The organism is Brevundimonas aurifodinae, from assembly GCF_040195595.1.
Lineage (GTDB): Bacteria > Pseudomonadota > Alphaproteobacteria > Caulobacterales > Caulobacteraceae > Brevundimonas > Brevundimonas aurifodinae.
Genome location: NZ_JBEGDD010000001.1, coordinates 231452 through 257222, shown reverse-complemented (window position 1 = coordinate 257222; position 25771 = coordinate 231452). Strand labels below are relative to the sequence as shown.

Here is a 25771-nt window from a genome sequence, read left to right as displayed (position 1 = left end):
GGCACTGGCGCGGCGTGCCGCGCTGCGGGATAACCGGTCCACGACAACGAGGATGTGCCCGTGGCCGACAGTGCTCAACCCAACGGCAAGGCGAAGGACGGCGACCCCGTCGTCATCAAGAAATACGCCAACCGCCGCCTCTACAACACCGCCAGCTCCGCCTATGTCACGCTCGACGACCTGGCGCGCATGGTACGCGAGGGGACCGATTTCGTGGTCTTCGACGCCAAGACCAATGAGGATCTGACCCGCCAGATCCTGACCCAGATCATCTTCGAGGAAGAGAGCCGGGGCCAGGCCCTGCTGCCCGTCCAGTTCCTGCGCCAGCTGATCGGCTTCTACGGCGGGCAGATGGAGGGCGTCCTGCCCAGCTATCTGCAGATGTCGCTGGAGAACTTCACCCGCCAGCAGGAGGGTTTCCGCGAGCAGATGACCAAGGCCATGGGCGCCGCGCCCGGGGCCATGGGGGGCGCGATGCTGGGGGGCGGCATGCTGGAGGCGGCGGCCAAGCAGAACATGGCGATGTTCGAACAGGCGCTGAAGATGTTCCCCTTCCCCGCCTACGCTCGTCCGACCGAGGCTCCCGCTTCGTCGGCCGCGCCCACGGCCGCCCCGGCTCCGGCCGATCCTGCCCTGGACGAGATGCGTCGCCAGATGGACGAGATGAAGGCCCAGATCGACCGGCTGGCCGGCGCGCGCGGCGGCTGAGGCATGACCCGCGAGGTCGGCCCCGTCCCGCCCGTCGGCCCGCGCGACCGCCGCGAGGCCCAGCGCCGCGAGACCGAACGCCGGGCGGGCGCCACCGGCCGCGCCCTGGTGCCCCTGACGGACGCGGCGCGGACCGAACCGGCAAAGCCTGCCGACGACACGGCCCCGCTTGATCCCGGCGCCGCCTTCGCCGCCCAGCTGATGGGCCAGACCGGCCAGCGCCGGGGGCTGAAGGGTGGTCCGCCCGTGCTGGACGCCGCCCGCTCCAGCTATCTCGGCAATGAATACTCGGGCGAAAAGGACCGCCGCCCGCCCGCCGGCGTGGTCAAGAAGACCGAGGTCTGAAGCCCGGCGGTCTGAACCGCGGTCGATCTGGCCCGGGGCTTGCAGGGACGCGGGCTCCGATCCCTGCTCCGGACGCGTCCCATGCTCTCCGCCCCCCTCTTGTCGGCCGCCGCCCGCGCCTTCGACATCACCGTCGTCAGCCTGATCTTCGCGGTCCTGCTCTAGGCCGAGCCCGGCCAGCCGGCCTAGAAGTCGATGGCCAGGCCCTTCTTTTCCCAGTCTCCGTAACGGGTCGGTTCCGGCCCCCTCGGGCCTCCGTCCTCGGGCGGCAGGTCCTGAGCCGTCGCCGCCGCCCGGCGGGCCTCGGCCTCGGCCAAGGCGCGCTTTGCGGCGTCGGTCAGAACGCGCGGCGCGGGCTTGGGGGCGGAGTCGTCGGTCATGGGGCCTGCCTCTTGAGCGTCCGGGGATGCTCAACCACATAAGCGTCGTCATGAACCATCTGAAGACCTTCACCCTCATCGCCGTCCTGACCGCCCTGTTCGGCGGCATCGGTCTTGTGATTGGCGGGGCCAACGGCATGCTGATCGCGCTCGTCCTCGCGGGCGGCATGAACCTGTTCAGCTACTGGAACGCCGACAAGATCGTGCTGCGCATGTACCGGGCCCAGATGGTGGACGAGACCCACCCCGACGCCCGCATCCGCGCCTATGTGACCGACACGCTCGACATGGCCCGGCGCGCCGGCCTGCCCCGTCCCAAGGTCGCCATCATCCCCAATGACCAGCCCAACGCCTTCGCCACCGGACGCAACCCCGAGAACGCCGCCGTCTGCGCCACCACCGGCCTGCTCGACATGCTGACGAGGGAAGAGATCCGCGGCGTCATGGCCCACGAACTGGCCCATGTGAAGAACCGCGACACCTTGACCATGACGGTCACGGCGACGCTGGCCGGCGCCATCTCCGCTCTGGCCAACTTCGCCCTGTTCTTCGGGGCCGGCGACCGCGAGCGTCCGGGCGGCATCATCGGCGCGCTGGCCCTGATGCTGCTGGCCCCCATGGCAGCGGGTCTCGTCCAGATGGCGATCAGCCGGGCCCGCGAATACGAGGCCGACCGCGTCGGGGCCGAGATCGCCCAGGACCCCCAGGCCCTGGCCAGCGCCCTGCAGAAGATCGAGGGCTATTCGAAGCGGATCGTGAACCTGACCGCCGAGCGCAATCCGGCGTCGGGCCAGCTGTTCATCATCAACCCGCTGTCGGGCAGGGGGGCGGACAACCTGTTCTCGACCCACCCCAACACCGGCAACCGCGTCCGCGCCCTGATGGAACTCGGCACCAGGATGGGCATGACGCCCCGCGCCGCCTCGACCTTCGTCCCGACGTCGGCCCCGACCACCTCCGTCCCGCTGACGGGCGAGGCGCGTCCGCGCGGGCCGTGGGGCTGAGCTCCGTCGGCGGAGGGGGCAGAGCCGGAGAAAAAGGTTTCATCACAACGAGCACAGCGAAGGCACAACGAACACAACGAGACCGAGCGCGCGTCACGGTCGTCGATTGCTCATTTTTGCCAAAACGCCGGAAATGGACGCTTCGCGTCGATCAGAACCGGGCGGCGTGAGCCGCCATCCCGAATTTGGGTTTGTCCGGCTGAGCGATCGTCGCCCTCGCTACCACTCGGTCCCGTTGTGTCCGTTGTGCCTTCGCTGTGCTCGTTGTGATGAAACCCTTCGCCAGCGTCGCACGCGCTTCGATCCGGGAGAGGCTTGCGCTCGACGCGGCTTCGCCCTTTAAGCGCGCCGAACTCCGCTCCCCCAAGGACCCGCGCCCATGACCCTGCCGCCCGTCAAGAAGGTGGTCCTCGCCTATTCCGGCGGTCTGGACACCTCCATCATCCTCAAATGGCTCCAGACCGAGTACGGCGCCGAGGTGGTGACCTTCACCGCCGACCTGGGCCAGGGCGAGGAACTGGCCCCCGCCCGCGACAAGGCCCTGAAGATGGGCATCAAGCCCGAAAACATCTTCATCGACGACCTGCGCGAGGAGTTCGTGCGCGACTTCGTCTTCCCGATGTTCCGCGCCAACGCCCTGTATGAGGGCCAGTATCTGCTGGGCACCTCGATCGCCCGCCCGCTGATCGCCAAGCGCCAGATCGAGATCGCCCGCATGGTCGGCGCCGACGCGGTCTGTCACGGCGCGACCGGCAAGGGCAACGACCAGGTCCGCTTCGAGCTCGGCTACTATGCGCTGGAGCCCGACATCCGCGTCATCGCCCCCTGGCGCGAGTGGGAGTACCGCTCCCGCGAGGCCCTGCTGGACTTCGCCGAGAAGAACCAGATCCCCATCGCCAAGGACAAGCGCGGCGAGGCCCCCTTCAGCGTCGACGCCAACCTGTTGCACTCGTCCTCGGAGGGCAAGGTGCTGGAGGACCCGAACGTCGAGGCCCCCGAGTTCGTCCACCAGCGCACCATCAGCCCGGAGGACGCGCCGGACACCCCGCACGTCTTCACCATGACCTTCGAGAAGGGCGACGCCGTCGCCATCGACGGCGAGGCCATGTCGCCAGCGACGATCCTGACCAAACTCAACGAACTGGGCCACGACAACGGCGTCGGTCGCCTCGACCTGGTCGAGAACCGCTACGTCGGCATGAAGTCGCGCGGGGTCTATGAGACGCCGGGCGGCACCATCCTGCTGGCCGCCCACCGGGGCATCGAGTCGATCACGCTGGACCGCGGAGCCATGCACCTGAAGGACGAGCTGGCGGTCAAATACGCCCACCTGATCTACAACGGCTTCTGGTTCGCGCCGGAGCGCGAGATGCTCCAGGCCGCGATCGACCACAGCCAGCAGAAGGTCTCCGGCACGGTCCGCATCAAGCTCTACAAGGGCAATGTCAGCGTCATCGGTCGTGAGAGCCCCAACAGCCTCTACGATCAGGATCTGGTCACCTTCGAGGAGGGCGTCCAGGCCTATGACCACAACGACGCGGCCGGCTTCATCAAGCTGAACGCGCTGCGGCTGCGGGTGCTCGCCAAACGCGACCGGCGGGGGTGAGGACGGCACGCGCGGGGCCTTACCGCGATTTCACTTGAGCGGAACGGCGTTGGGGCGGACCTTGCCGCTCGAACAACTCGGAGCCCCCGCCATGATCCGCGTCCTCAGCCTCGCCGCCGCCCTCGCCGTCCTGCCCCTGTCGTCCGCCCTCGCGAGCGATCCCGAGACGGCGTCGGAACGCGCCATCGAAGCCGCCGCCGAAGCCTTCGAGGCGCGGATGGAGACCTTTGGCGACCGCGCCGAGCTCATCGCCGAGGACGAAAGCCTGTCTGAGGACGAACGCGACGCCCGCATCGCCGCCCTGTGGGCCGAATACGCGCCCGAGATCGGTCGCTTCACCGCCGAGATCAGCCGCCACGCCGGCGCGATCGCCCAGCAGGCCCTGGCCAACATCGACGTCGAGGCCCTGGTCGCCGACGCGCTGAATGACCCTGAGGTCCAGTCCGCCATCCAGGCCGGGCAGGGCATGGCCACCAACGGCGCCTGGGCCTCGCAGGATCCCGAGCACATGCAGACCTACGGCCTCGTCGCCCAATACGCGCTCGATCAAGCCGCCGAGGCCGTCACCGAGGCCGAGGCTGAAGCGCCCGAGGCTCCTCAGTAAATCCTCCCCCATTGGGGGAGGTGGCTGCGTAGCGAAGCGGAGCAGACGGAGGGGGCTTGCCGCAGACCCCGCCATTTGCGGATCTCCCCCTCCACCGCTTCGCGGTCCCCCTCCCCCTACGGGTGAGGATTTACCGCGGCGCCATCCGGATCGCGCCGTCCAGGCGGATGCACTCGCCGTTGATGTAGACGTTGCGCGCCAGTTCCAGCACCAGCGACGCATAGTCCGCCGGTGTGCCGAGGCGGCTGGGGAAGGGGATCTGGGCCGCCAGGGCGTCCTGGATCTTCTGGTCCATGCCCGCCATCATCGGCGTCCACATGATGCCCGGCAGGATGGTGTTCACCCGGATGCCTTCCTGGGCCAGGTCCCGCGCGATCGGCAGGGTCATGGCATAGACCCCGCCCTTGGACGCCGAATAGGCCGCCTGGCCCACCTGTCCGTCCTGCGCCGCGACCGAGGCGGTGTTGACGATCAGGCCGCGCTCTCCGTCGTCCATCTTGTCCAGGGTCACCATCCCCGCCGCCGACTGGCTCAGGACGCGGAAGGTGCCGAACAGATTGACCCGCACGGTGCGCTCGAACGGGGCCATGTCGTGGGCCTTGATCTCGCCGGTGTCCTTCTTGCGGCTCACGGTCTTCATGCCGGTGGCGATGCCGGCGCAGTTCACCGTCAGACGCTCCTGCCCATGGGCGGCGCGCGCCTTGTCGAAGCCGGCCGCCACCGAGGCGTCGTCGGTCACGTCGACCGCGCAAAAGACGCCGCCGATCTCGGCCGCCACGGCCTCGCCCTTGTCGGCGTTCATGTCGAACAGGGCGACCTTGATGCCCTGCGCCGCCAGGGCCCGCGCCGTGCCTTCGCCCAGGCCCGAGGCCCCGCCGGTCACCACCGCAGAAATGCCGCTGTCGAGTTTCATGGCGTTCGTCCCTATGTTTGTCTCTGAACCTGTCGAAGTCGGGGGGATTTAGCCGCCATGACCGCAAACGCAAAGCCGACGACGCCCGAACAGGCGATCGACCCCGACCGCGCCCTGCTGCCCGCCGTCCAGCGCGTCAACGAGACCCGCGTCCGCGAGGGCTTCTGGCCCAAGATGGGCCGTGTCGCCGCCCGCATCCCCTTCGCCGGCCAGGTCGTCAGCGTCTACTACGCCGCCCGCGACCCCCAGACGCCCCTGGCCGCCAAGGGCATCATGATGGGGGCGCTGGCCTATTTCGTCCTGCCGGTCGACGCCATTCCCGACGTCCTGGTCGGCATCGGCTTCACCGACGACGCAGCGGTCATCACCGCCGTGCTCGCCACCCTGGGCGCCAACATCAAGCGCCGCCACCGCGAAGCCGCCGAGCGCGCGCTGGACCGGCTGCGCTAACTTTCTACCGTCACCACCACCTTGCCCATCACCGTCCGGTCCGACAGGGCCTGGATCGCCTCGTGGGCGCGCTCCAGCGGGAAGGTGCGGCTCACGCGCGGCTTGATCTTCCTGTCGGCCCACATCTGCATCAGATCGGCCATGTTCGCCTTGTGCCCCGCCGGATCGCGCGCGACGGCCGCGCCCCAGAACACACCGACCACCGACACCGACTTCAGCAGGGTGAGATTGAGCGGAAACGACGGGATCCCTGCCGGGAAGCCGATCACCAGATACCGTCCGCACCAGTCCATCGCCCTCAGCGCCGGTTCGGCATAGTCGCCGCCCACGCCGTCGAACACCACGTCGGGCCCGTCGCGGCCCGAGGCCAGCTTCAGCTCGCCCGACAGCTCCTTCTGGGCCTGCTTGTCCATCGCGCCCGACGGATAGATCAGCCCGTTGTCGGCCCCCAGCTCCAGCGCGAACTGCACCTTGTCGTTGGTCGAGGCCGCCGCGATGACGTGCGCCCCCATGGCCTTGCCCAGTTCGACCGCCGCCGCGCCCACGCCGCCGGCCGCCCCCAGCACCAGCAGCGCCTCGCCCGCCTTCAGGCCCGCCCGGTCCTTCAGCGCGTAGTAGGATGTGCCATAGGTCAGCACCAGCGCCGCCGCCTCCTCGAAGCCCATGCCGTCGGGCATCTTGATGACGCTGTCGGCGCGCACCGCGATCCGCTCGACCAGCCCGCCCCATCCCGGCACGGCGATGACCCGGTCGCCCTTGAACAGGCCCTTCACGCCTTCGCCCACCGCCTCGATCACCCCCGCGACCTCGCCGCCGGGAGCGAAGGGACGCTCCGGCCGGAACTGGTATCTGTCCTCGATGATCAATGTGTCGGGGAAGTTGATGCCCACCGCCTTGACCTCGATCACCACCTCGCCCGCCCTGGGCGTGGGGTCCAGGATGTCCTCCACGACGAGCGACGAGGGACCACCGACGGTTTTCGACAAGACTGCGCGCATGAAGATATCCCCGATGCCGCCCCACATCTTCCGTGCACCCCGGCGAAGGCCGGGGTCCAGATCCAGATCCGCTGGATCGGGCGGCGCTTTCACGCGATATCCCAGCCGCCTTCATCTGTCATCTGGACCCCGGACGAAGTTCATCCTCGGGCTGGCCTCTGGCCAGACCCGGGGGCCGGGGTGCACGGTGAAAAGAAAAAGCTTGAGCCCGGAGAGACGACCATGGCCGCCCCCGCCCTCATCCTGCACGGCGGCGCCGGCGCGCGCCGCTCCCGCGACTATTCCGCCGAGATCGTCCACATGCGCCAGGTGGTCGATACCATCGCCGCCCGCCTTAACGACGGCCTGTCCGCCCTCGACGCCGTGGTCGAGGCGGTGGCCCTGCTGGAGGCGTCCGGCCTCTATGTCGCCGGGCGCGGCTCCTCGCCCAATCTCGCGGGCGAGTACGAACTGGACGCCAGCCTGATGGACGGCCGGACCCGCCGCGCGGGCGCCGTCGCCGCGCTGCAAGGCTATCGCAGCCCCATCCGCGTCGCCCGCGCCGTGATGGACCACACGCCCCACGTCCTGCTCGCCGGCTCCGGCGCCGCCCGCTTCGCCGCCGAACAGGGCCTCGAGCCCATCGACGACCCGGACACCTGGTTCACCCGCGCCGGCCAGGGCGAGGACAATCATCCTCCGGGGCACCCGCCCGGCAAAGCCTCCGCCCTCTCTCACGGCACCGTCGGCTGCTGCGCGCTGGACATCCACGGCCGCCTCGCCGCCGCCACCTCGACCGGCGGCGTCTTCGGAAAGCGGCCCGGCCGGGTGGGCGACACCCCCCTCCCCGCCGCCGGGGTCTGGGCCGACGACGGCGTCGCCGTCTCTTCGACGGGGCAGGGCGAGTATTTCATCCGCACCGCCGCCGCCGCCCGCGTCGGCTGGGCGGTCGAGGGCGGCGCTCCCCTCGATCAGGCCGCCCGCGCGGCCATCGACGGCATCGGCGCGCTGGGCGGCGACGGCGGCCTGATCGCTCTGGACCGCCACGGCCGCCACGCCGACCCCTTCAACAGCCAGGGCATGAAGCGTGCCTGGCTATCCCCCGACGGCGCCGTCGGGGTGGACGTATTCGGCCGCTGAGGCCAGGTCGCCGGCGGCCACCGCCGCCTCGATCGCGCGCAACCGGTCCAGCTCGGACAGGATGACCTCCAGCGCCGCCTGCTCCTGAGGCGAAGACCCCCGCGCCTCCTCCTGCATCGCCGGCTGGGCCGCCAGCCGCGCATAGGTCTCCGCCAGCCCGGCCAGAGCCTTCGCCTCGGCCCAAAGCCGCCCCTTCATCGCCCGCCCGGATGCCAGGGTCGCGACCTGCGCCAGGGCGGCGGGGTCGGCGGCGTCCCCGTCCATCTCGATTCCGGAAAACAGCCGCGCCGCCACCGCCTCGGGCGCATTGCGCCGCGCCTCTTCCAGCTCCGCCTCGCGGGCCAGCGCCTGCCCGATCGCCTGGGCGTCGCCCCAGTCGCGCTTGGTCGCCCCATGCTGGGTCACGCGCTTTCGGACCGCATGCTCCGACACCCGCCACTTGCGCGCCAGAAAGGGCGCCGTCGCCCCTTCCCGATACTCCTTGACGATCAGCTCCCACGTCTCGGTCGACAGCCGATAGTGGGCGGGCCGGTCGGCGGCGGGCGGTGTGGGCGGCAGGGTCGGGTTCATGGTCATGCGCCCCAGTCTGACACCACCGCCCATGCGGGCGCGTTCAGCCCGCCTCGTCAGGCGCGGCCGTTGATCCCACAGGCGAAATCGGCCCGAGCTTGGAGGATAGGCGAGAACAGCGAACGCCTCAGTCGTCCCCCTCGCCCTCCGGCGCAAGCGGCACGGCCTTGCCGGCCAGATAATCCCGCACCCGTTGCTCGAAGACCTCGACCCCCAGCGGATGCGCCGCCAGCATCTCGGCGAAGGTCCGCCCCGGATGCAGCACGTCCCACGGCGAGCGAAACTGCGTCGCCCGCCGCGCGCCCGGCGTCTTGTTGCCGAACCCGTCGATAACGACGTTCCAGACGGGCTGGAAGCTCTCGATCAGCATGTTCTCGCCCAGCGGAATCCAGATGTCGTCGACCACCAGGGCCCGGACCTTGAAGTCGCCCGACTCCAGATTCGTCGCCTGCTGGATCGAGCTGGCGTGCTGGCCCAGCCGGTCGCGCAGGGCCCGCTCCACGCCGGCGTTGGCCCCCAAGCCGCCCTTCCGCCCGCCCTTGGGAATGGCCTTGCCGACATAGATCGGCCGCCCGCCATCGGTGATCGGCGCATAGGCCGCAAACGGCCCGAAATAGTAGATCGCATAGACCCCCGCGCCGCTCAGGTCGCCAAGCTCCCCGAACCCCGCCATCGGCCGCCCCAGCAGCTCGACCTCGATGCTGCGTGCCAAGTTCAGCTTGTCCAGCGGATTGTACGGCTCCGTCACGCCGCGAACCTCAACCGCCGCGCCACGTCCCGCCCCACCATCTCCGCCAGCCTCACCGGCACCGCGTTCCCCAGCTGCCGCATCGTCTCCGTCCACGACCCGTGGAACACATAATCGTCGGGAAAGGTCTGCAGCCGCGCGCTTTCGCGCACCGTGAAGTACCGCACCTCGCCCGTCGGCTTCCTCAGCATGTTCTCCCCGCCCGGCACCCCGTGCACCCCGGCCTTCAGGGTCTTGGCCGGCTCGTCCAGCGGACTGCCCGTGTGCCCCGGATAGCTCCTCGCTCCCGCCTGGAACCGGTGGTTGGCCACCGCTCGCGCCCTGACCGTATCATGCTCGGGATCGGGCAGGTCGTGGATCGCGTCGCGCACCGTCTTCCACGCCTCGCCGACCGGCCGCGCCTCCATCCGCGCCGCCCGCGCGGTCAGGGCCTCGTTCTCCGGCCGGTCCTTCCGCGCCACCCGATGCCGGTCCCAGTACGACCCGTCCCGGTACTGGTCCCAGATCAGGGCCTCGGCCGAATGGGTCTGGATCGGGAAGCTCCACTCCAGGTCCAAGTCGTCACGGAAGCCGACGAACAGCACCCGCTCGCGCTTCTGCGGCACCCCGTGGTTTGCGGCGTTCAACAGCCGCGTCACCAGCCGATAGTTCAGCCCGCCCTTCGCCCCCGATGTGTGGTGCTGCTCCAACCGCGCCAGGTGATCGGCCCAGTCCTCGTCCGCCCGCGCCGTCACCTCGGGGTGGCGCATCTGCAGCTGGATGTACTGGAAATAGTTCTGGAAGCTGGCCCGCGTCAGCCCCTTCACATTCTCGAACACGAAGGCCTTGGGCCGCGCCTCGCGCACCGCGCGGATCGCCTGGGGGAACATGTCGCGCGCGTCGTCATAGGCCTTGTGCTTGCCGCCCATCGAAAACGGCTGGCACGGTGGCCCGCCCGAGATCAGGTCCAGCTTGCCTTCGTGCACGCCGAAATCCACCGTCCGCACGTCGCCCTGTTCCAGCGGCCAGTGGGCCACGACCGATCCGGCCCGCCTCTGGTTCTCGCGGATGGTGTCGCAGGCATAGACGTCGCGTTCGACCACCTGGACCGGATGGAAGCCGGCCCGGTGCAGCCCGATGCCCAGGCCGCCGGCGCCGGCGAACAGTTCGATGGATCGCATGGTCGCTCCGCTCATGCGCCCAAGAATGTTCTAATTCTGTTCTCGAGTGAACCCATGTCGCGCAGCTCGCATTCCCAGATCGTCATCACGTCCCACCCTGCCTCGGCCAGGGCGGCTTCCTTCCGCAGATCGCGCACCCGGTTCCCCTCCAGCTTGGGTCCCCAATAGTCCTGCCGCGATTTGGGCATCCGCGCCAGACGACAGCCGGGGTCCGGATGCCGATGCCAGAAACAGCCGTGCACGAAGATGACCCTGCGCCGTCCGGGAAAGACGAGGTCGGGCGTCCCGGGCAGGTCGCGACGATGCAGACGGAAGCGATAGCCCAAGCCGTGGATCAGGCGGCGGACGGCGAGCTCAGGGCCGGTGTTCTTTCCGCGAACGCGGGACATGCGTTCGGAGCGTGCTGCGGTCGTAAGCGAGTCCATCGACAGATAACGCCGAAAACAGGAATCCTGCGTGCGTCGCAATGCGCCGAGGGCTTCTTTCGAACCCATGGATGTCGCGACCGAATCGGGCGCCTTTGGGTTGTCTATTTTGGTCGTGCTCGGAGAGTGTCATGAACGATATAACATCGGGTGGCTTCTATGAACGGCTTAAGGCCGCGCGCCTCGCCTCCGGCTCAGCCGAAGGCACCGAACTCGAAGCCTGTGTGCAGAACACTGTCCAAGCCCTGTTGTCGTCCGAGACAGACGGACGACGCCCCGGAATGCTGCTTGGGAAAATCCAATCGGGTAAGACGCGCGCTTTCCTTGGGATTGTTGCTTCTGCCTTTGACAACGGATTCGATGTTGCCGTTGTACTTACGAAATGTACCAAGACACTAGCCCAGCAAACCGTAAACCGCATTTCAACAGAGTACAAAGAATTCAGAGACGCTGAGGAGCTCGCGGTTTACGACATTATGAATGTCCCTAATCTTACAGATTGGGAAATCGACGGCCATAAGCTCATATTTGTTGCCAAAAAAGAAGCCAACAATATGAAGCGTCTTCTTAAATTATTCTCTGAAACTCACCCCAAATTGGGAAGTAAGCGCGTCCTGATCGTGGATGATGAGGCTGATTTCGCCTCAATCCGATTCTCGAAGAACAAAGGAACAGGCGAGATTGAGCAAGGTCGTATAGCGGATCGGATCGACGAGCTCAGGCGTGATCTTCCAAATACAGCTGTCCTCCAAGTCACCGCCACTCCATACTCACTGTATCTTCAACCGGACGAATACGAACCCGCTCCGGGCAAGAATTTCACATTTGAACCAAAACGGCCCGCGTTTACACAACTTGTTCCAATTCATGACAGCTACGTCGGTGGAGACGAATACTTTGGGCAACATGATGAAGATGCCCCGGAGTTTTATCTCTGGCACGAGGTGCAAGAGGAGGAACTCACAGCCCTCAAAAAAGAAGATCGCAGGCGAATTCGGTCCGACGAGGCCCTGACCTGCAAAAGGACAGAGGCCTTACGACACGCAATTGTGGGGTTCGTGACAGCATCGGTGATTCGGCGAATGCAGCAGGCGGAAGCGGGCGATGCGCTAAAGCGATACTCAATGATCGTCCACGTCGAGACCGCTCGCGCTTCCCATGCTTGGCAGCACACAGTCTCCAAGGAAATCATCACAGGTATGGGCGATGCCGCGAAGTCGGGAGACGCCATATTCTCTGACTTGGTAGGGAGGGCCATCGACGACTTGTCTCGATCTATCGACGCCGGGGATTATCAGCTCCCACTTAGGGAACAAGTCATAATTAAAGTCAGAGAAGCCTTTCTGAAGGGTGGAGTAGTTACAGAAAGAGTCAACTCAGACAACGATGTCCAAGCGCTCTTAGATGAAAACGCTGAGCTAAAGCTGCGGACGCCGTTCAACGTGTTTATCGGAGGGCAGATTCTGGATAGGGGCATAACTGTCCCCAACCTACTGACGTTCTTCTATGGAAGATCACCAAAAAAAATGCAGCAAGACACTGTGCTCCAGCACGCGCGTATGTACGGCGCAAGGCCTCGCGCTGACCTTGCTGTAAGCCGGTTTTATACGACAGCTTCGAATTTCATCGCGCTTCGCCGAATCCACGAGTTCGACGCAGCGCTGCGCCATGCATTTGTGGTCGGCGCACATGAGCGAGGCGTGGCTTTCGTGATGAAGGATTCCAACGCACGTATCGTGCCCTGTGCGCCAAGTAAGATACTTGTTTCGAATATAGTCGCGTTGCGTCCAAACGGCGCGCTCGTGCCGTTTGGCTTTCAAACCAAGTCAAAGTCGGCCTTGGCAAAAATTGATGGAGCGGTATCAAAGCTTATCCCGTCAGACGCACTAAATGGATTGGGTCAGCCAGTAGAAATTGACTGCGAAGTAGCGGTTGGAATTCTCGACCTTCTCGAAAATGCGTTCGACTTTGAGACCGGGTACGAGTTCGACTGGGAGGCAGCGAGGGCGGCGATCGAGTATTATTCTCGGATAACCACTCCAGAACCGAAGCGGGGAAAATGCTGGCTTTTTGCCGGCACGGGCCGCGAATTGAGTAGGAAACGGGCAAGCGGCCGCTTCTCAGATGCCCCACTGTCCTATCAAGAGCGGACGGCCTTCCGCACGTTGCCAGGCTCGCTGCCAGTTCTTGCTGTTCTGCAACAGGAGGGGGGCGAGGACGCTGGCTGGCGCGGTGCGCCGTTTTGGTGGCCAGTCATCGTAGCGCCAGCGAAATCGATGCCGAGCATTTTTGCGACATCTGTCCGCGACGACCCTGACGACTAGACCATGGTCCTCTTGCTGGCCCCTCAATCCTCATCCATCTTCAGCGCCGCGATGAACGCTTCCTGCGGGATCTCGACCTTGCCGAACTGGCGCATGCGCTTCTTGCCGGCCTTCTGCTTCTCCAGCAGCTTTTTCTTGCGCGTCGCGTCGCCGCCGTAGCATTTGGACGTCACGTCCTTCCTCAGCGCGCGCACGGTCTCGCGGGCGATGATCTTGCCGCCGATGGCGGCCTGGATCGGGATGACGAACATGTGGGGCGGGATCAGCTCCTTCATCTTCTCGACCATGCCCCGGCCGCGCGTCTCGGCCCGGGCGCGGTGGACCAGCATGGACAGGGCGTCGACCGGCTCGGCGTTGACCAGGATCGACATCTTCACCAGGTCGCCGACCTTGTAGTCGGTCAGCTCGTAATCGAAGCTGGCATAGCCCTTCGAGATCGACTTCAGCCGGTCGTAGAAGTCGAAGACGACCTCGTTCAGCGGCAGCTCATAGACCACCAGCGCCCGCGTGCCGACGTAGCTGAGCTCGATCTGGCTGCCGCGCCGGTCCTGGCACAGCTTGATGACGCCGCCCAGGTACTCGTCGGGCGTCAGGATGGTGGCCTTGATCCACGGCTCGCTGATGGTCTCGATCTGCATCACGTCGGGCAGGTCGGCGGGGTTGTGCAGATCGATCTCGGTGCCGTCGCGCTTGCCGATCTTGTAGACGACCGAGGGGGCCGTCGCGATCAGGTCCAGGTTGAACTCGCGGCTCAGGCGCTCCTGGATGATCTCCAGATGCAGCAGACCGAGGAAGCCGCAGCGGAAGCCGAAGCCGAGCGCGGCGCTGGATTCCATCTCGAAGGTGAAGGAGGCGTCGTTCAGCCGCAGCTTGCCGATGGCGGCGCGCAGGTCCTCGAAATCGGCGGCGTCGACCGGGAACAGGCCGCAGAAGACCACGGACTGCACGTCCTTGAACCCTTTCAGGGGCTCGGCCGTGGGGCGTTTCTCGTCGGTGATGGTGTCGCCGACGGCGGCCTGGGCCACCTCCTTGATCTGGGCGGTGATGAAGCCGACCTCGCCGGGGCCCAGCTGGTCCACGGGGGTGTTCTTGGGCAGGAAGACGCCGACCCGGTCGACCAGATGGGTGGTGCCGTGCTGCATCATCTTGATGCGCTGGCCGGCCTTCAGCACGCCGTCGAACACCCGCACCAGCAGGACGACGCCCAGGTAGGGGTCGTACCAGGCGTCGACCAGCATGGCCTTCAGGGGGGCGTCGGGGTCGCCCTTGGGGGCCGGCAGGCGGGTGACGATGGCCTCCAGCACCTCCTCGATGCCGATGCCGGACTTGGCGCTGGCCAGCACCGCGTCCGACGCGTCGATGCCGATCACGTCCTCGATCTGCTGGCGGACCCGGTCGGGCTCGGCGGCGGGCAGGTCGATCTTGTTGAGGACCGGCACGATCTCGTGGTTGTTGTCGATGGCCTGGTAGACATTGGCCAGGGTCTGGGCCTCGACCCCCTGCGACGCGTCCACGACCAGCAAAGAGCCCTCGCACGCCGCCAGCGACCGGCTGACCTCATAGGCGAAGTCCACATGCCCCGGCGTGTCCATCAGGTTCAGGACATACTCCAGCCCGTCCCTGGCCTTGTAGTTCAGACGCACCGTCTGCGCCTTGATCGTGATCCCCCGCTCCTTCTCGATCTCCATCGAGTCCAAAACCTGAGCGCTCATCTCCCGCGCAGTCAGGCCGCCGGTAAACTGAATCAGTCTGTCGGACAGGGTCGATTTGCCGTGGTCGATATGGGCGACCACCGAAAAATTCCGGATGCGTTCAGTGGGGGGTGTCGTCATGGTGCGGCGCGGTTAGCATGGTGGTGGCCGTGCGCCAACGCGGCGAACAGGTCCGGGACGATTGGCCCACGCCAGGCCTCATTACTTCGTCGTAATGAGAGCTGCCGCGTTTGAGCCAAGGGACGTAACGCGGTATGAGGCCGCGCCGGTCATCCGGTGATGACATCGTGGCGCTCCCTCGCCACGCTCCAGAACAACAGGACCGCCCGTGGCCTCAACGTCCTCGACACTTCCCGTGCATCGCGCGCCGACGCTGATTGCCGTCTTGGCGCTGGCGCTGCTGACGGCCGCCTGCGGAGGATCCGAAGGCAAGGAAACGGACGCCGAGGCGCCGAACGCCGTCGGTCAGGCGGTCACGGCCGTGACGGTGACCTCGAGCGATCTGCCCAGGGTCATCAGCGCTTCGGGCACCGTCACCGCCTGGGAGGAAGTCCCTGTCGGGGCCGAGACCGGCGGTCTGGTCGCCACGGCCGTCTATGTCGACGAGGGCGAATATGTCCGGCAGGGCCAGCCCCTGGTTCAGTTGAACGACGCCCTTCTGAGAGCGCAGCTTCGACAGCAGCAGGCGGCGGTCCAGACGGCGGAGGCCAATCTGGCCCGCGATGAGGCGGCCCTGGCCCGGTCCCAGGAGCTGAAGGAGCGCGGGTTCCTGTCGCAGGCTTCGCTGGACACGGCCCTGGCCAACCAGCGCGCCTCTGCCGCCAATCTCGCTTCTGCGCGCGCTTCACTGTCCGAGACCCAGACGCGCGTGGACCAGGCGACCATCCGCGCGCCGGTCTCCGGGCTGATTTCCAGCCGCAGCGTCACGCGCGGCCAGATCGTCGCCGCGGGATCGGAACTGTTCCGCATGGTGCGTGACGGCCGTCTGGAGCTCGACGCCCGGATTCCGGAAGCCGAACTGGCCCTGGTCCGCGCCGGAATGCCCGCCACCATCATTTCGGATCAGGCCGGTCAGGCGTCGGGCGCGGTCCGGATCGTGACGCCCCAGGTCGATCCCGAGACGCGGCTGGGCGTCGCCCGCGTCGCCCTGTCCGGCGGCACGGCGCTGAAGCCCGGCATGTTCGCCCGGGCCGAGATCGACGCCGGCAGCCAGCCCTCGCTGACCGTCCCCGCCGCCGCCGTCGTGTTCCGCGAGAACCGCGCGGGCGTCTATGTTCTGGCGGCGGACTCGACCGTTCGCTTCCAGCCGATCACCGAGGGCGGGCGCAGCGAAGGCCGTGTGGCCATCGCCGCCGGTCTCGAGGCCGGTCAGCGTGTGGTGGTCGAAGGTGCCGGATTCCTGGGCGAGGGCGATCAGGTCCGCGTCGTTCAGGCCGCCGCCGCCGCGTCGGCCGAGGCGCGCTGAGCCATGAACTTCAACAACATCTCGTCCTGGTCGATCCGGAATCCGATCCCGGTCGTGCTGCTGTTCGTCGTGCTGACGGTCGCGGGCATCATCAGCTACGGCCGACTGCCCATCAACAACTTCCCCAATGTCGACCTTCCGATCGTGGCTGTGACGGTCGTCCAGTCCGGCGCGGCGCCGACGGAGCTGGAGACCCAGGTCACCCGCCTGATCGAGGACGCGGTGGCGGGTCTGGGCGAGGTCGACGACATCAACTCGGTCGTCAGCGATTCGGTGTCGACGACCTCGATCACCTTCAATCTGGGCGTCGACCTGGAAAAGGCGACGAACGATGTGCGCAACGCCGTCGCCGGTGTGCGCCAGAACCTGCCCGCCGACGTCCAGGAACCGATCGTCCAGCGCATCGAGTTCACCGCCATTCCGATCGTGACCTATGTGGTCCGGGCCCCGGGCATGAACCCGGAGGAGCTGAGCTGGTTCGTCGACAACACCATCGCCAAGCGCATGCTGTCGGTGGCCGGCGTCAGCCAGGTCAGTCGCGACGGGGGCGTCAATCGCGAGATCCGCGTCAAGCTGGATCCGGAGAAACTGGCCGCCCAGGGCGTCAGCGCCGCGGCGGTGTCGAACCAGCTGCGCGCGGCCAACATCAACCTGCCCGGTGGCCGGGGCGAGATCGGCGGCAACGAACAGGCGATCCGCACCCTGGGGTCCGCCCCCTCTGTCGAGGCTCTGGCGGAAACCCTGATCCCGGTCGGCGGTCGCACCGTGCGGCTGGGCGATCTCGGCGAGGTGACGGACGAATGGTCCGAGCCGCGCGGGCGCGCCCGCTTCAACGGCGAGGAGGTCGTGGCCTTCTCGATCAGCCGGTCGCTCGGTTCGTCCGAGCTCGACGTCTACGAGCGCACCAAGGAACAGGTCGAGGCGTTGGACGAGGAGCTGGCCAACGTCACCATCGAGGAGGTGACCAACACCACCCAGGACGTCATCAACAACTTCCATGCCTCGGTGGAGGCCCTGCTGCTGGGGGCCGGGCTGGCGGTTCTGGTGGTGCTGGTGTTCCTGCGCGACTGGCGCGCGACCCTGATCGCGGCGGTGGCCATGCCGCTGTCGCTGATCCCGACCTTTCTGGTCATGGACCTGACGGGGCAGTCGCTGAACGTCGTGACCCTGCTGGCCCTGTCTCTGACGATCGGCATCCTGGTCGACGACGCCATCGTCGAGATCGAGAACATCGTCCGCCATATCCGGGACGGCAAGGCCCCCTATCCGGCTGCCATCGAAGCCGCCGACGAGATCGGACTGGCGGTCATCGCCACGACGGCGACCCTGATCGCGGTGTTCGCCCCGACGGGCTTCATGCCCGGCGTCGTGGGCCAGTTCTTCAAGAGCTTCGCCATCGCGACCTGCGTCAGCGTCTTCTTCTCTCTGGTCGTGGCGCGCACCCTGACCCCCCTGATGGGCGCCTATATGCTGAAGGCGGATCAGGGCAAGGAGCACGGCGATCCTCGCTGGATGACCGCTTATCTGAAGCTCCTGCGGTGGGGTCTGGGCCACTCCGGGTCCGAGCGGCTGAAGGCCGACCGCGAACGCAAGACCGGCGGCTTCTTTCGGCGGCATTTCGTCTGGCGCGCCTTCGATCACCGCATGTGGGTGATGGGGCTGGGACTGCTGTTCTTCATCTTTTCGCTGTTTCTGGCCTCGCGCCTGCCGTTCGAGTTCATCCCGGTAGAGGACCTCTCGCGCTCGAACGTCACAGTCCAGCTGCCGCCTGGCGCGACCCTGGCAGAGACCGACGCAGCCGTGCAGCGCGTCACCGACGCCCTCAGCGCCCGCGAGGAAGTCCGCTCGGTCTATGCCTCGATCGGCTCAGCCACGACCAGTTTCGGCCCCGGCGGCGGCTCGTCCGCGGGCGAGGTTCGCCGGGCGTCGATCACGGTCAATCTGGTCAAGAAGAGCGAGCGAAGCATCCGCCAGCAGGCCTTCGAACAGGAAATGGGTCCGGTCCTGCGACAGATCCCCGGGGCCCGGGTCCAGTTCGGCCAGGAAGGCGGCGGCGGCGGCCAGGTCTCGATCTCTCTGGTCGGCGACGACGGCGACGTGCTGGAGGACGCCGCGGCGGCGGTCGAGCGCGAGATGCGATCCGTCCCTGGTCTGGCCAACGTCATCTCGACGGCGGCCCTGGTCCGGCCGGAGATCCTGATCACGCCCAAGGGCGACGTGGGGGCTCTGCAGGGCGTCTCGGCCTCGGACATCTCGTCGGTGGCGCGCGTGGCCACCCTGGGTGACGCGGACCAGCTGTTGCCCAAGTTCAATCTGGGCGACCGCCAGGTGCCGATCCGCGTCATGCTGACCGAACAGTCCCGGACCGATCTGGGCCTGCTCGAGAACCTGCAGGTGCCGACGGCGTCGGGAACGACAGTGCCGCTGGCGTCTGTAGCGGACATCAGCTTCGGGGCGGGCCCCAACCAGCTGACGCGTCTGGATCGACGCCGCGTCGCCAGCCTGACGGCCGAGCTGAACGGCATCACCCTGGGCCAGGCGTCCGAACGGGTGGATGCCCTTCCGGCGATGCAGAACCTGCCCGCGGGCGTCAGCCAGGCCGTGTCCGGCGAGCTGGAAAACCTTCAGGAGACGGCGTCGGGCTTCATCTTCGCCATCGTGACCGGCATCCTGCTGATGTATGTGGTCCTGGTCCTGCTTTTCAAAAGCTTCTTTCACCCGATCACCATCCTGGCGGCGCTTCCCGTGTCCTTCGGCGGGGCCTTCTTCCTGCTGCTGGTGACCGGAAAAGCCCTGTCCATGCCGGCCCTGATCGGCATCATCATGCTGACCGGGATCGCGGCCAAGAACTCCATCCTGCTCGTCGACTATGCGATCATCGCCATGCAGCGAGGCATGAACCGCTACGACGCCATCATCGACGCGGCTCACAAGCGCGCCCAGCCGATCATCATGACGACCCTGGCCATGGGTCTGGGCATGCTGCCGATCGCCATGGCCTTCGGCGAGGGCACGGAGTTCCGCTCGCCGATGGCGATCGCCGTGATCGGGGGGCTGATCACCTCGACGGCCCTGTCGCTGATCTTCATCCCGGCGGCGTTCAGCCTGATCGACGGGGTCAAGAGACGCCTGGAGCGTCAGCTGGAGCGTCGTTTCGGCGGACAGCATGCCACCGCCGAGCCTGCCGAGTAGTTTCGAGGCCAGAAAAGTCGGGTTCGGCCCTCGTTCGGTCATGACCCATAAGGAAACAGGGCCTATATGATCCGCGCCGGCCTCACGCGGATGTGACCGCTAACCAACCCCGAGGCCGATGTCGGGACGACGAACACGATGGCGGACGATGCCGGTCGGCTGAACCAGGTCTTTGCCGAGACCAGCTTTCTCTATGGCTCGAACGCCGCCTTCATCGAGGAGCTGCACGACAGATGGGCGGCCGATCCGTCCAGCGTGTCGGCCGAATGGCGCGGCTTCTTCGATCAGTTGAGGGATTCCGCCCAGTCGGTGAAGGCGGCCTCTTCGGCCGCGCCCTGGGGCCGTCCGGCGACGTCGGAACCGACCGAGGCCTCGGCGGTGTTCGATGGTCGCTGGCCCACGCCGAAAGCCGATCCCAAGGCCAGGCCTGCTCCGGTGGCTGCGGCTGCTCCCGGTTCGGCGGGAGTCTCCGCTGAGGAGGTTCGCGCCGCCGCCCACGACTCCATCCGCGTTCTGATGCTGATCCGCAGCTATCGCGTGCGCGGACATCTGGCGGCGACCCTGGATCCGCTGGGCATCGAACAGCCGGGCAGCAATCCCGAGCTGACGCCGGAGTTCTATGGCTTCACCGAGGCCGACATGGACCGGCCGATCTATCTGGACGGCGTGCTGGGCCTGCAGACCGGCACCATCCGCGAGGTCATGGCGATCCTGAAGCGGACCTACTGCGGCAATATCGGCATCCAGTTCATGCACATCGCCGAGCCGGAGGAGAAATCCTGGCTCCAGCAGCGGTTCGAGGGGCCCGACGCCTTCGAGAAGAACGGCTTCACCCAGCAGGGCAAGATCGCCATCCTGAACAAGCTGATCGAGGCCGAAGGCTTCGAGCGGTTCCTGCACAAGCGTTTCCCCGGCACCAAGCGGTTCGGCCTGGACGGTGCCGAGGCCATGGTCCCGGCCATGGAACAGATCATCAAGCGCGGCGGGGCCATGGGCGTCGACGAGATGGTGTTCGGCATGGCTCACCGGGGGCGGCTGAACATGCTGGCCGCCGTCATGGGCAAGCCCTACAAGGCGATCTTCCACGAGTTCCAGGGTGGCTCGTCGGTGCCGTCCGACATCGAGGGCTCGGGCGACGTCAAATACCACATGGGGGCCAGTTCGGACCGGTCGTTCGACGGCAACCGCGTCCACCTGTCCCTGACCGCCAACCCCTCGCACCTGGAGATCGTCAACCCGGTCGTGCTGGGCAAGGCGCGGGCCAAGCAGGCCTTTGACATCCGCGAGGCCAACAAGGGACTGCCGGAGGCGCAATGGGCGCTGGACCGGTCCAAGGTCATGCCGGTCCTGATCCACGGCGACGCCGCCTTCGCCGGTCAGGGCGTCGTGGCCGAATGCTTCGCCCTCATGGGGCTGAAGGGCTATCGCACCGGCGGCACCATGCATTTCGTGGTGAACAACCAGATCGGTTTCACCACCAGCCCTCGTAACAGCCGCTCGACCCCCTATCCGTCGGACGTGGCCCTGATGGTCCAGGCCCCGATCTTCCACGTCAACGGCGATGACCCGGAAGCGGTGGTGTTCGCCGCCAAGGTGGCCACCGAGTTCCGCCAGCTGTTCAAGAAGGACGTGGTGGTGGACATGTTCTGCTACCGCCGGTTCGGCCACAACGAGGGCGACGACCCGACCTTCACCCAGCCCCTGATGTACTCAAAGATCCGGGCCCAGCCTTCGACGCGCGAAATCTATGCCCGGCGGCTGATCGAGGAAGGCGTGCTGACCCAGGCCGACGTCGATGCCGAGGTCGCCCGCTTCGAACAATATCTGGACGAACAGTTCGAGGCCGGAAAGACCTTCCAGGCCGACAAGGCCGACTGGCTGGACGGTCAGTGGAAGGGCGTCGGTCTGCCGGAGGGTGACGAGCGCCGGGGCGAGACCGCCGTGCCCGAGGCCCGGCTGCGCGATCTCGGTCACCGCCTGACGACCGTCCCCAACGACATCGACGTCCACAAGACGCTCAAGCGCGTGCTCGAGGGGCGCCGCGAGACCATCGACAAGGGTCAGAACATCGACTGGGCGACCGCCGAGAGCCTGGCCTTCGCCTCGCTCGTCACCGAGGGCTTCCCGGTGCGCCTGTCGGGCCAGGATTCGGTGCGGGGCACCTTCTCCCAGCGCCATTCCGGCATCGTCGATCAGACGACCGAGGAGCGCTACGTCCCGCTCAACAACCTGAACGCCGACCAGCAGCAGTTCGAGGTGATCGATTCCGCCCTGTCCGAAGAGGCCGTGCTGGGCTTCGAATACGGCTACGCCCTGTCGGACCCCAACACCCTGGTGATGTGGGAGGCCCAGTTCGGCGACTTCGTGAACGGCGCCCAGGTGGTGATCGACCAGTTCATCTCGTCGGGCGAACGGAAGTGGCTACGGATGTGCGGCCTCGTGATGCTGCTGCCCCACGGCTACGAGGGCCAGGGCCCGGAGCATTCATCGGCGCGGCTGGAGCGGTTCCTGCAGCAGTGCGCCGAGGACAACATGCAGGTCGCCAACTGCACCACCCCGGCCAACTATTTCCACATCCTGCGCCGCCAGATGCACCGGCCGTTCAGGAAGCCCCTGATCCTGATGACGCCCAAGTCGCTGCTGCGGCACAAGAAGGCCGTCTCGACCCTGGCGGACATGGCGGAAGGCAGCTCGTTCCACCGGGTCCTGCACGACGACGCCCAGACGCGGCCCGAGGTCTCCGGCATCACGATCAAGGCGGACAAGGACATCCGCCGCGTCGTCCTGTGTTCTGGAAAGGTCTATTACGACCTTCTGGACGCCCGCGAGAAGAAGGTCGCGTCCGGTCAGGGCGGTGACGACGTCTATTTGTTGCGGCTGGAACAGTTCTATCCCTGGCCGATGAAGTCGCTGCTGACCGAACTGGCCCGCTTCCCCCAGGCCGAGGTGGTCTGGTGTCAGGAAGAGCCCAAGAACATGGGTGGCTGGACCTTCGTCGATCCTTGGCTGGAACTGACGCTCGAGAAGCTGGACGTGACGTCCAAACGCGCCCGCTATGTCGGCCGCCCGGCCTCGGCCTCGACCGCCGCGGGCCAGATGAGCCGCCATCTGAAGGAACTCGAGGCCTTCACGACCGAAGCTCTCGCCTGACGGCCTCTCACGCCTGACACACCGCTCGCCTATATACCGACCCGCCTGACACGAACCGGAACCGATCCATGGCCGACATCCTGACCCCCACGCTCGGAGAATCCGTCTCCGAAGCGACCATCGCCAAATGGTCCAAGAAGGTCGGCGACCCGGTCAGGAAGGACGAGATCCTGGTCGAGCTGGAGACCGACAAGGTCTCGCTGGAGGTCGTGTCGCCGTCGGACGGCAGCCTGGCCGAGATCAAGTTCGCCGAGGGCGACACGGTCACGCCGGGCGCGATCCTGGGTTCGGTGACCGAAGGCGCGGTCGCCGCCAAGCCCGCAGACGCCGCGCCGGCGGCCAAGGCCGAACCGGCCCCGGCGAAGCCTGATGCGCCCGCGCCGGGCTCGGCCAATGCCGGGTCCGCCGCCTACAAGGCACCCGCCGGCGACGCGGCGCTTTCGCCCTCGGTCCAGCGCATCGTGACCGAGAACAAGCTCGACCCGTCGGCTATCGCTCCGACCGGGCCCAAGGGCAATATCACCAAGGGCGACGCCCTGGCCGCGATCGGCGGGGCGCCGGCTCCGACCCCGGCGGCGGCGGCACCCGCTGCCTCTTCCGCCCCGCGCGCCGATCATCCGCGCGAGGAGCGGGTCAAGATGACCCGCCTGCGCCAGACCATCGCGCGCCGCCTGAAGGAATCCCAGAACACCGCCGCCCAGCTGACCACCTTCAACGAGGTGGACATGACGGCGGTCATGGCGCTGCGGAACCAGTACAAGGACGCCTTCGAAAAGGCCCACGGCGTCAAGCTGGGCTTCATGTCCTTCTTCACCAAGGCGGTGGTCGCGGCCCTGAAGGAGATCCCGGCGGTCAACGCCGAGATCGACGGCTCTGACATCATCTACAAGAACCACTACGACATCGGCGTGGCCGTCGGCACCGACAAGGGTCTGGTCGTGCCGGTCCTGCGCGACGCCGATCAGCTGACGCTGGCGGGGATCGAGAAGGGCATCGGGGCGCTGGGCAAGGCCGCCCGTGACGGCGACCTGACGCTGGACCAGCTGCAGGGCGGCACCTTCACCATCACCAACGGCGGCACCTACGGCTCGCTGATGTCGACGCCGATCCTGAACGCGCCGCAATCGGGCATCCTGGGCATGCACAACATCGTCCAGCGCCCGATGGCCGTGGACGGTCAGGTCGTGATCCGTCCGATGATGTATCTGGCGCTCAGCTACGATCACCGCATCGTCGACGGCAAGGAGGCGGTGACCTTCCTGGTGCGGGTGAAACAGCTGTTGGAAGATCCGGCGCGGGCGCTGCTGGACCTGTAGATGGCGCCGGCCTTCCATCTGTCGCTGTCTGTCGCAGACCTCGATCGGACGGAGGCCTTCTACACCGGCGCTCTGGGGGCTCGGGTCGGACGCCGGACGCGGGCCTGGATCGATGTTTGGCTTTTCGGCGCGCAGGTCACGGTCTACGCCCGACCCGGCGGCGTCTTGCCCTTGCCTCAGAGGGACACGCTCCATTTCGGAGCGACCCTGGCTTGGGACGACTGGGAAGTGCTCGCCGGCCGGCTGAACGAGGCCAAGGCGATCTTCAGGCTTTCCCCGACCGTCGATGACGCTCGGGGACAGGCCAAGATGATGCTGGTCGACCCAGACGGCTATCTGATCGAGATCAAGGCGTACCGCGATCCCGAGGCGGCGCTGAACCGACCGCTCTGATAGCGGAGGGTCGATCGAGCACCGAGCCGGTGCTGCTGCCGAGCGCCGGGGGTGGTGTGTCGTAGCGGATCGGGGTCGCCGATAGCCGGATCGGGTTGGCCACGGTTCGCACGGGGCCTGACAGGTCGTCGCGCGCCTGCGTGACCTCCAAGGCCCGCTCGATCGCCTGCGGCTCGGCGAAGACCTGTTCGACGGTGTTGATCGGCCCGCAGGGGACACCGGCCGTTTCCAGCGCCTGCATCAGCTCCGCCATGGTCCAGCCCGCCGTGACGGCCGAGATCGTGGCGGCCAGTTCGACGCGGTGTTCGATCCGTCCGGCGTTGGTGGAATAGCGCGCGTCCCCCGCCGGAGCGCCGGCGTCCAGCACGCCGCAAAGCGTCCGGAACTGTCCGTCGTTGCCGACCGCGATCACCACCATGCCGTCCGAACAGGGAAAGGGCTGATAGGGGACCAGGTTGGGGTGGGCGTTGCCCATGCGGGTGGGCGCGACACCGGAGACGAACCAGTTGGTCGCCTGATTGGCCAGCATGGCGGCCTGGACGTCGAACAGGGCGATGTCGATGTGCTGGCCCTGGCCCGTCGCGCGGGCGTGCAGCAGGGCCGCCAGGATGGCGTTGGAGGCATAGAGGCCGGTCGCCAGATCGACCACGGCGACGCCGACCTTCATCGGCTCGGCCCCCGGCGCGCCATCCGGCTGGCCGGTGATCGACATCAGCCCGCCCATGGCCTGGATCATGTAGTCGTATCCGGCCTGCTGGGCGCGCGGGCCGGTCTGGCCGAAGCCGGTGATGGAGCAATAGACGAGGCGCGGATTGATCGCCGCCAGGCTTTTGTAGTCCAGGCCGTATTTCGCCAGTCCGCCGACCTTGAAGTTCTCCACCAGCACGTCCGAGGTGCCCACCAGTCGCCGGATCGTGTCCGCGCCTTCCGCCGTCGCCATGTCCAGCTCGACCGACTTCTTGCCCCGGTTGGCGCACAGGAAATAGGCCGCGTCGCCGCGCGACCCGTCGACCTTCGTCGTGAACGGCGGGCCCCACGCCCGGGTGTCGTCGCCAATGCCCGGCCGTTCGATCTTGATGACCTCGGCCCCCAGGTCGGCCAGCATCTGGGTCGCCCAGGGGCCCGCCAGGACCCTCGACAGGTCGAGCACGCGAACGCCCGAGAGCGCCTGAGGCTGGGTCATGGGCGG

Annotated in this window: 22 protein-coding genes; 13 read left to right on the top strand and 9 right to left on the bottom strand. The window is 66.9% G+C overall.

All coding sequences use genetic code 11. From position 1 onward, the window contains the following. Nucleotides 1–60: 60 nt before the first annotated feature. On the top strand, nt 61–708 hold the full coding sequence (gene phaR / locus ABN401_RS01345; protein ID WP_349683014.1) for a polyhydroxyalkanoate synthesis repressor PhaR: 648 nt from the start codon (nt 61–63) through the stop codon (nt 706–708). 3 nt (nt 709–711) lie between these two features. Then, on the top strand, nt 712–1053 hold the full coding sequence (locus ABN401_RS01340) for a hypothetical protein (protein ID WP_349683013.1): 342 nt from the start codon (nt 712–714) through the stop codon (nt 1051–1053). Nucleotides 1054–1238: 185 nt separating this feature from the next. Here the strand turns inward: ABN401_RS01340 and ABN401_RS01335 are convergent, their stop codons facing one another. After that, nucleotides 1239–1433: a DUF1674 domain-containing protein gene (locus ABN401_RS01335; RefSeq protein ID WP_349683012.1), complete on the bottom strand. Its 195-nt coding sequence runs from the start codon at nt 1431–1433 to the stop codon at nt 1239–1241. A gap of 50 nt (nt 1434–1483) precedes the next feature. Between ABN401_RS01335 and htpX the strand changes: the two genes are divergently transcribed. The 3 genes from htpX (at nt 1484) to ABN401_RS01320 (ending at nt 4647) form a co-directional block, all read left to right on the top strand. Beyond that, nucleotides 1484–2437, top strand: a complete 954-nt coding sequence (gene htpX, locus ABN401_RS01330) for a zinc metalloprotease HtpX (protein ID WP_349683011.1) — start codon at nt 1484–1486, stop codon at nt 2435–2437. Between the two features lie 379 nt (nt 2438–2816). Next, the gene (locus tag ABN401_RS01325; RefSeq protein ID WP_349683010.1) at nt 2817–4043 is read left to right on the top strand and encodes an argininosuccinate synthase; all 1227 of its coding nucleotides are present in this window, start codon (nt 2817–2819) and stop codon (nt 4041–4043) included. Between the two features lie 91 nt (nt 4044–4134). Continuing rightward, a complete protein-coding gene (locus ABN401_RS01320; RefSeq protein WP_349683009.1) occupies nt 4135–4647 on the top strand; it encodes a hypothetical protein in 513 nt (170 codons plus the stop codon). 130 nt (nt 4648–4777) lie between these two features. Here ABN401_RS01320 and ABN401_RS01315 read toward each other — a convergent pair whose 3' ends face one another. Next, the gene (locus ABN401_RS01315; protein WP_349683008.1) at nt 4778–5560 is read right to left on the bottom strand and encodes an SDR family NAD(P)-dependent oxidoreductase; all 783 of its coding nucleotides are present in this window, start codon (nt 5558–5560) and stop codon (nt 4778–4780) included. A gap of 57 nt (nt 5561–5617) precedes the next feature. On the opposite strand from ABN401_RS01315, the gene ABN401_RS01310 reads away from it, so the two are divergent. After that, nucleotides 5618–6010: a YkvA family protein gene (locus tag ABN401_RS01310; protein ID WP_349683007.1), complete on the top strand. Its 393-nt coding sequence runs from the start codon at nt 5618–5620 to the stop codon at nt 6008–6010. On the opposite strand, the gene ABN401_RS01305 is transcribed toward ABN401_RS01310, so the two are convergent. Continuing rightward, nucleotides 6007–7008 (bottom strand): NADPH:quinone oxidoreductase family protein, encoded by a 1002-nt coding sequence (locus tag ABN401_RS01305; RefSeq protein WP_349683006.1) that lies wholly within the window; start codon nt 7006–7008, stop codon nt 6007–6009. The two genes, ABN401_RS01310 and ABN401_RS01305, sit on opposite strands and share 4 nt — an antisense overlap. 222 nt (nt 7009–7230) lie before the next feature. Here ABN401_RS01305 and ABN401_RS01300 point away from each other — a divergent pair, with 222 nt between their 5' ends. After that, entirely contained in the window at nt 7231–8127 is an 897-nt protein-coding gene (locus tag ABN401_RS01300) for an isoaspartyl peptidase/L-asparaginase family protein (RefSeq protein WP_349683005.1), read from the top strand. Here the strand turns inward: ABN401_RS01300 and ABN401_RS01295 are convergent. From ABN401_RS01295 to ABN401_RS01280, 4 genes are all read right to left on the bottom strand, one after another. Further along, complete coding sequence (locus ABN401_RS01295; protein ID WP_349683004.1) at nt 8083–8703, bottom strand: hypothetical protein; 621 nt, start codon at nt 8701–8703, stop codon at nt 8083–8085. The two genes, ABN401_RS01300 and ABN401_RS01295, sit on opposite strands and share 45 nt — an antisense overlap. A 121-nt stretch (nt 8704–8824) precedes the next feature. Next, nucleotides 8825–9445 carry an Eco29kI family restriction endonuclease gene (locus tag ABN401_RS01290; protein WP_349683003.1) on the bottom strand — a complete coding sequence of 207 codons (621 nt, stop codon included), beginning with the start codon at nt 9443–9445 and terminating at the stop codon, nt 8825–8827. After that, nucleotides 9442–10605, bottom strand: a complete 1164-nt coding sequence (locus ABN401_RS01285) for a DNA cytosine methyltransferase (protein WP_349683002.1) — start codon at nt 10603–10605, stop codon at nt 9442–9444. The genes ABN401_RS01290 and ABN401_RS01285 overlap by 4 nt, the downstream gene beginning before the upstream one ends. 11 nt (nt 10606–10616) lie before the next feature. Then, complete coding sequence (locus ABN401_RS01280; protein ID WP_349683001.1) at nt 10617–11030, bottom strand: very short patch repair endonuclease; 414 nt, start codon at nt 11028–11030, stop codon at nt 10617–10619. 131 nt (nt 11031–11161) lie between these two features. On the opposite strand from ABN401_RS01280, the gene ABN401_RS01275 reads away from it, so the two are divergent. After that, entirely contained in the window at nt 11162–13354 is a 2193-nt protein-coding gene (locus tag ABN401_RS01275) for a Z1 domain-containing protein (protein ID WP_349683000.1), read from the top strand. 23 nt (nt 13355–13377) lie between these two features. Here ABN401_RS01275 and lepA read toward each other — a convergent pair whose 3' ends face one another. Beyond that, nucleotides 13378–15186 (bottom strand): translation elongation factor 4, encoded by a 1809-nt coding sequence (lepA, locus tag ABN401_RS01270; protein WP_349682999.1) that lies wholly within the window; start codon nt 15184–15186, stop codon nt 13378–13380. Nucleotides 15187–15421: 235 nt separating this feature from the next. Here lepA and ABN401_RS01265 point away from each other — a divergent pair, with 235 nt between their 5' ends. The 5 genes from ABN401_RS01265 to ABN401_RS01245 all read left to right on the top strand — a co-directional run bounded on the left by ABN401_RS01265 (nt 15422) and on the right by ABN401_RS01245 (nt 24582). Further along, a complete protein-coding gene (locus ABN401_RS01265; protein WP_349682998.1) occupies nt 15422–16531 on the top strand; it encodes an efflux RND transporter periplasmic adaptor subunit in 1110 nt (369 codons plus the stop codon). Between the two features lie 3 nt (nt 16532–16534). Next, a complete protein-coding gene (locus ABN401_RS01260; protein ID WP_349682997.1) occupies nt 16535–19723 on the top strand; it encodes an efflux RND transporter permease subunit in 3189 nt (1062 codons plus the stop codon). A 138-nt stretch (nt 19724–19861) separates the two neighbouring features. After that, the gene (locus tag ABN401_RS01255) at nt 19862–22873 is read left to right on the top strand and encodes a 2-oxoglutarate dehydrogenase E1 component (protein ID WP_349682996.1); all 3012 of its coding nucleotides are present in this window, start codon (nt 19862–19864) and stop codon (nt 22871–22873) included. Nucleotides 22874–22941: 68 nt separating this feature from the next. Next, the gene (gene odhB, locus ABN401_RS01250) at nt 22942–24189 is read left to right on the top strand and encodes a 2-oxoglutarate dehydrogenase complex dihydrolipoyllysine-residue succinyltransferase (RefSeq protein ID WP_349682995.1); all 1248 of its coding nucleotides are present in this window, start codon (nt 22942–22944) and stop codon (nt 24187–24189) included. After that, nucleotides 24190–24582: a VOC family protein gene (locus tag ABN401_RS01245; protein ID WP_349682994.1), complete on the top strand. Its 393-nt coding sequence runs from the start codon at nt 24190–24192 to the stop codon at nt 24580–24582. On the opposite strand, the gene ABN401_RS01240 is transcribed toward ABN401_RS01245, so the two are convergent. Continuing rightward, entirely contained in the window at nt 24536–25765 is a 1230-nt protein-coding gene (locus ABN401_RS01240) for a CaiB/BaiF CoA transferase family protein (RefSeq protein WP_349682993.1), read from the bottom strand. The two genes, ABN401_RS01245 and ABN401_RS01240, sit on opposite strands and share 47 nt — an antisense overlap. Between the last annotated feature and the right edge of the window lie 6 nt (nt 25766–25771).

Coding starts and splice junctions, on each gene's coding strand:
- ABN401_RS01240 (WP_349682993.1), bottom strand. CDS start 25,765: ATGACCCAGCCTCAGGCGCTCTCGGGCGTTCGCGTGCTCGACCTGTCG.
- ABN401_RS01340 (WP_349683013.1), top strand. CDS start 712: ATGACCCGCGAGGTCGGCCCCGTCCCGCCCGTCGGCCCGCGCGACCGC.
- ABN401_RS01295 (WP_349683004.1), bottom strand. CDS start 8,703: ATGACCATGAACCCGACCCTGCCGCCCACACCGCCCGCCGCCGACCGG.
- ABN401_RS01275 (WP_349683000.1), top strand. CDS start 11,162: ATGAACGATATAACATCGGGTGGCTTCTATGAACGGCTTAAGGCCGCG.
- ABN401_RS01260 (WP_349682997.1), top strand. CDS start 16,535: ATGAACTTCAACAACATCTCGTCCTGGTCGATCCGGAATCCGATCCCG.
- ABN401_RS01285 (WP_349683002.1), bottom strand. CDS start 10,605: ATGCGATCCATCGAACTGTTCGCCGGCGCCGGCGGCCTGGGCATCGGG.
- odhB (WP_349682995.1), top strand. CDS start 22,942: ATGGCCGACATCCTGACCCCCACGCTCGGAGAATCCGTCTCCGAAGCG.
- ABN401_RS01310 (WP_349683007.1), top strand. CDS start 5,618: ATGACCGCAAACGCAAAGCCGACGACGCCCGAACAGGCGATCGACCCC.
- ABN401_RS01335 (WP_349683012.1), bottom strand. CDS start 1,433: ATGACCGACGACTCCGCCCCCAAGCCCGCGCCGCGCGTTCTGACCGAC.
- ABN401_RS01305 (WP_349683006.1), bottom strand. CDS start 7,008: ATGCGCGCAGTCTTGTCGAAAACCGTCGGTGGTCCCTCGTCGCTCGTC.
- ABN401_RS01300 (WP_349683005.1), top strand. CDS start 7,231: ATGGCCGCCCCCGCCCTCATCCTGCACGGCGGCGCCGGCGCGCGCCGC.
- ABN401_RS01325 (WP_349683010.1), top strand. CDS start 2,817: ATGACCCTGCCGCCCGTCAAGAAGGTGGTCCTCGCCTATTCCGGCGGT.
- lepA (WP_349682999.1), bottom strand. CDS start 15,186: ATGACGACACCCCCCACTGAACGCATCCGGAATTTTTCGGTGGTCGCC.
- ABN401_RS01315 (WP_349683008.1), bottom strand. CDS start 5,560: ATGAAACTCGACAGCGGCATTTCTGCGGTGGTGACCGGCGGGGCCTCG.
- ABN401_RS01245 (WP_349682994.1), top strand. CDS start 24,190: ATGGCGCCGGCCTTCCATCTGTCGCTGTCTGTCGCAGACCTCGATCGG.
- htpX (WP_349683011.1), top strand. CDS start 1,484: ATGAACCATCTGAAGACCTTCACCCTCATCGCCGTCCTGACCGCCCTG.
- ABN401_RS01280 (WP_349683001.1), bottom strand. CDS start 11,030: ATGGACTCGCTTACGACCGCAGCACGCTCCGAACGCATGTCCCGCGTT.
- ABN401_RS01320 (WP_349683009.1), top strand. CDS start 4,135: ATGATCCGCGTCCTCAGCCTCGCCGCCGCCCTCGCCGTCCTGCCCCTG.
- ABN401_RS01255 (WP_349682996.1), top strand. CDS start 19,862: ATGGCGGACGATGCCGGTCGGCTGAACCAGGTCTTTGCCGAGACCAGC.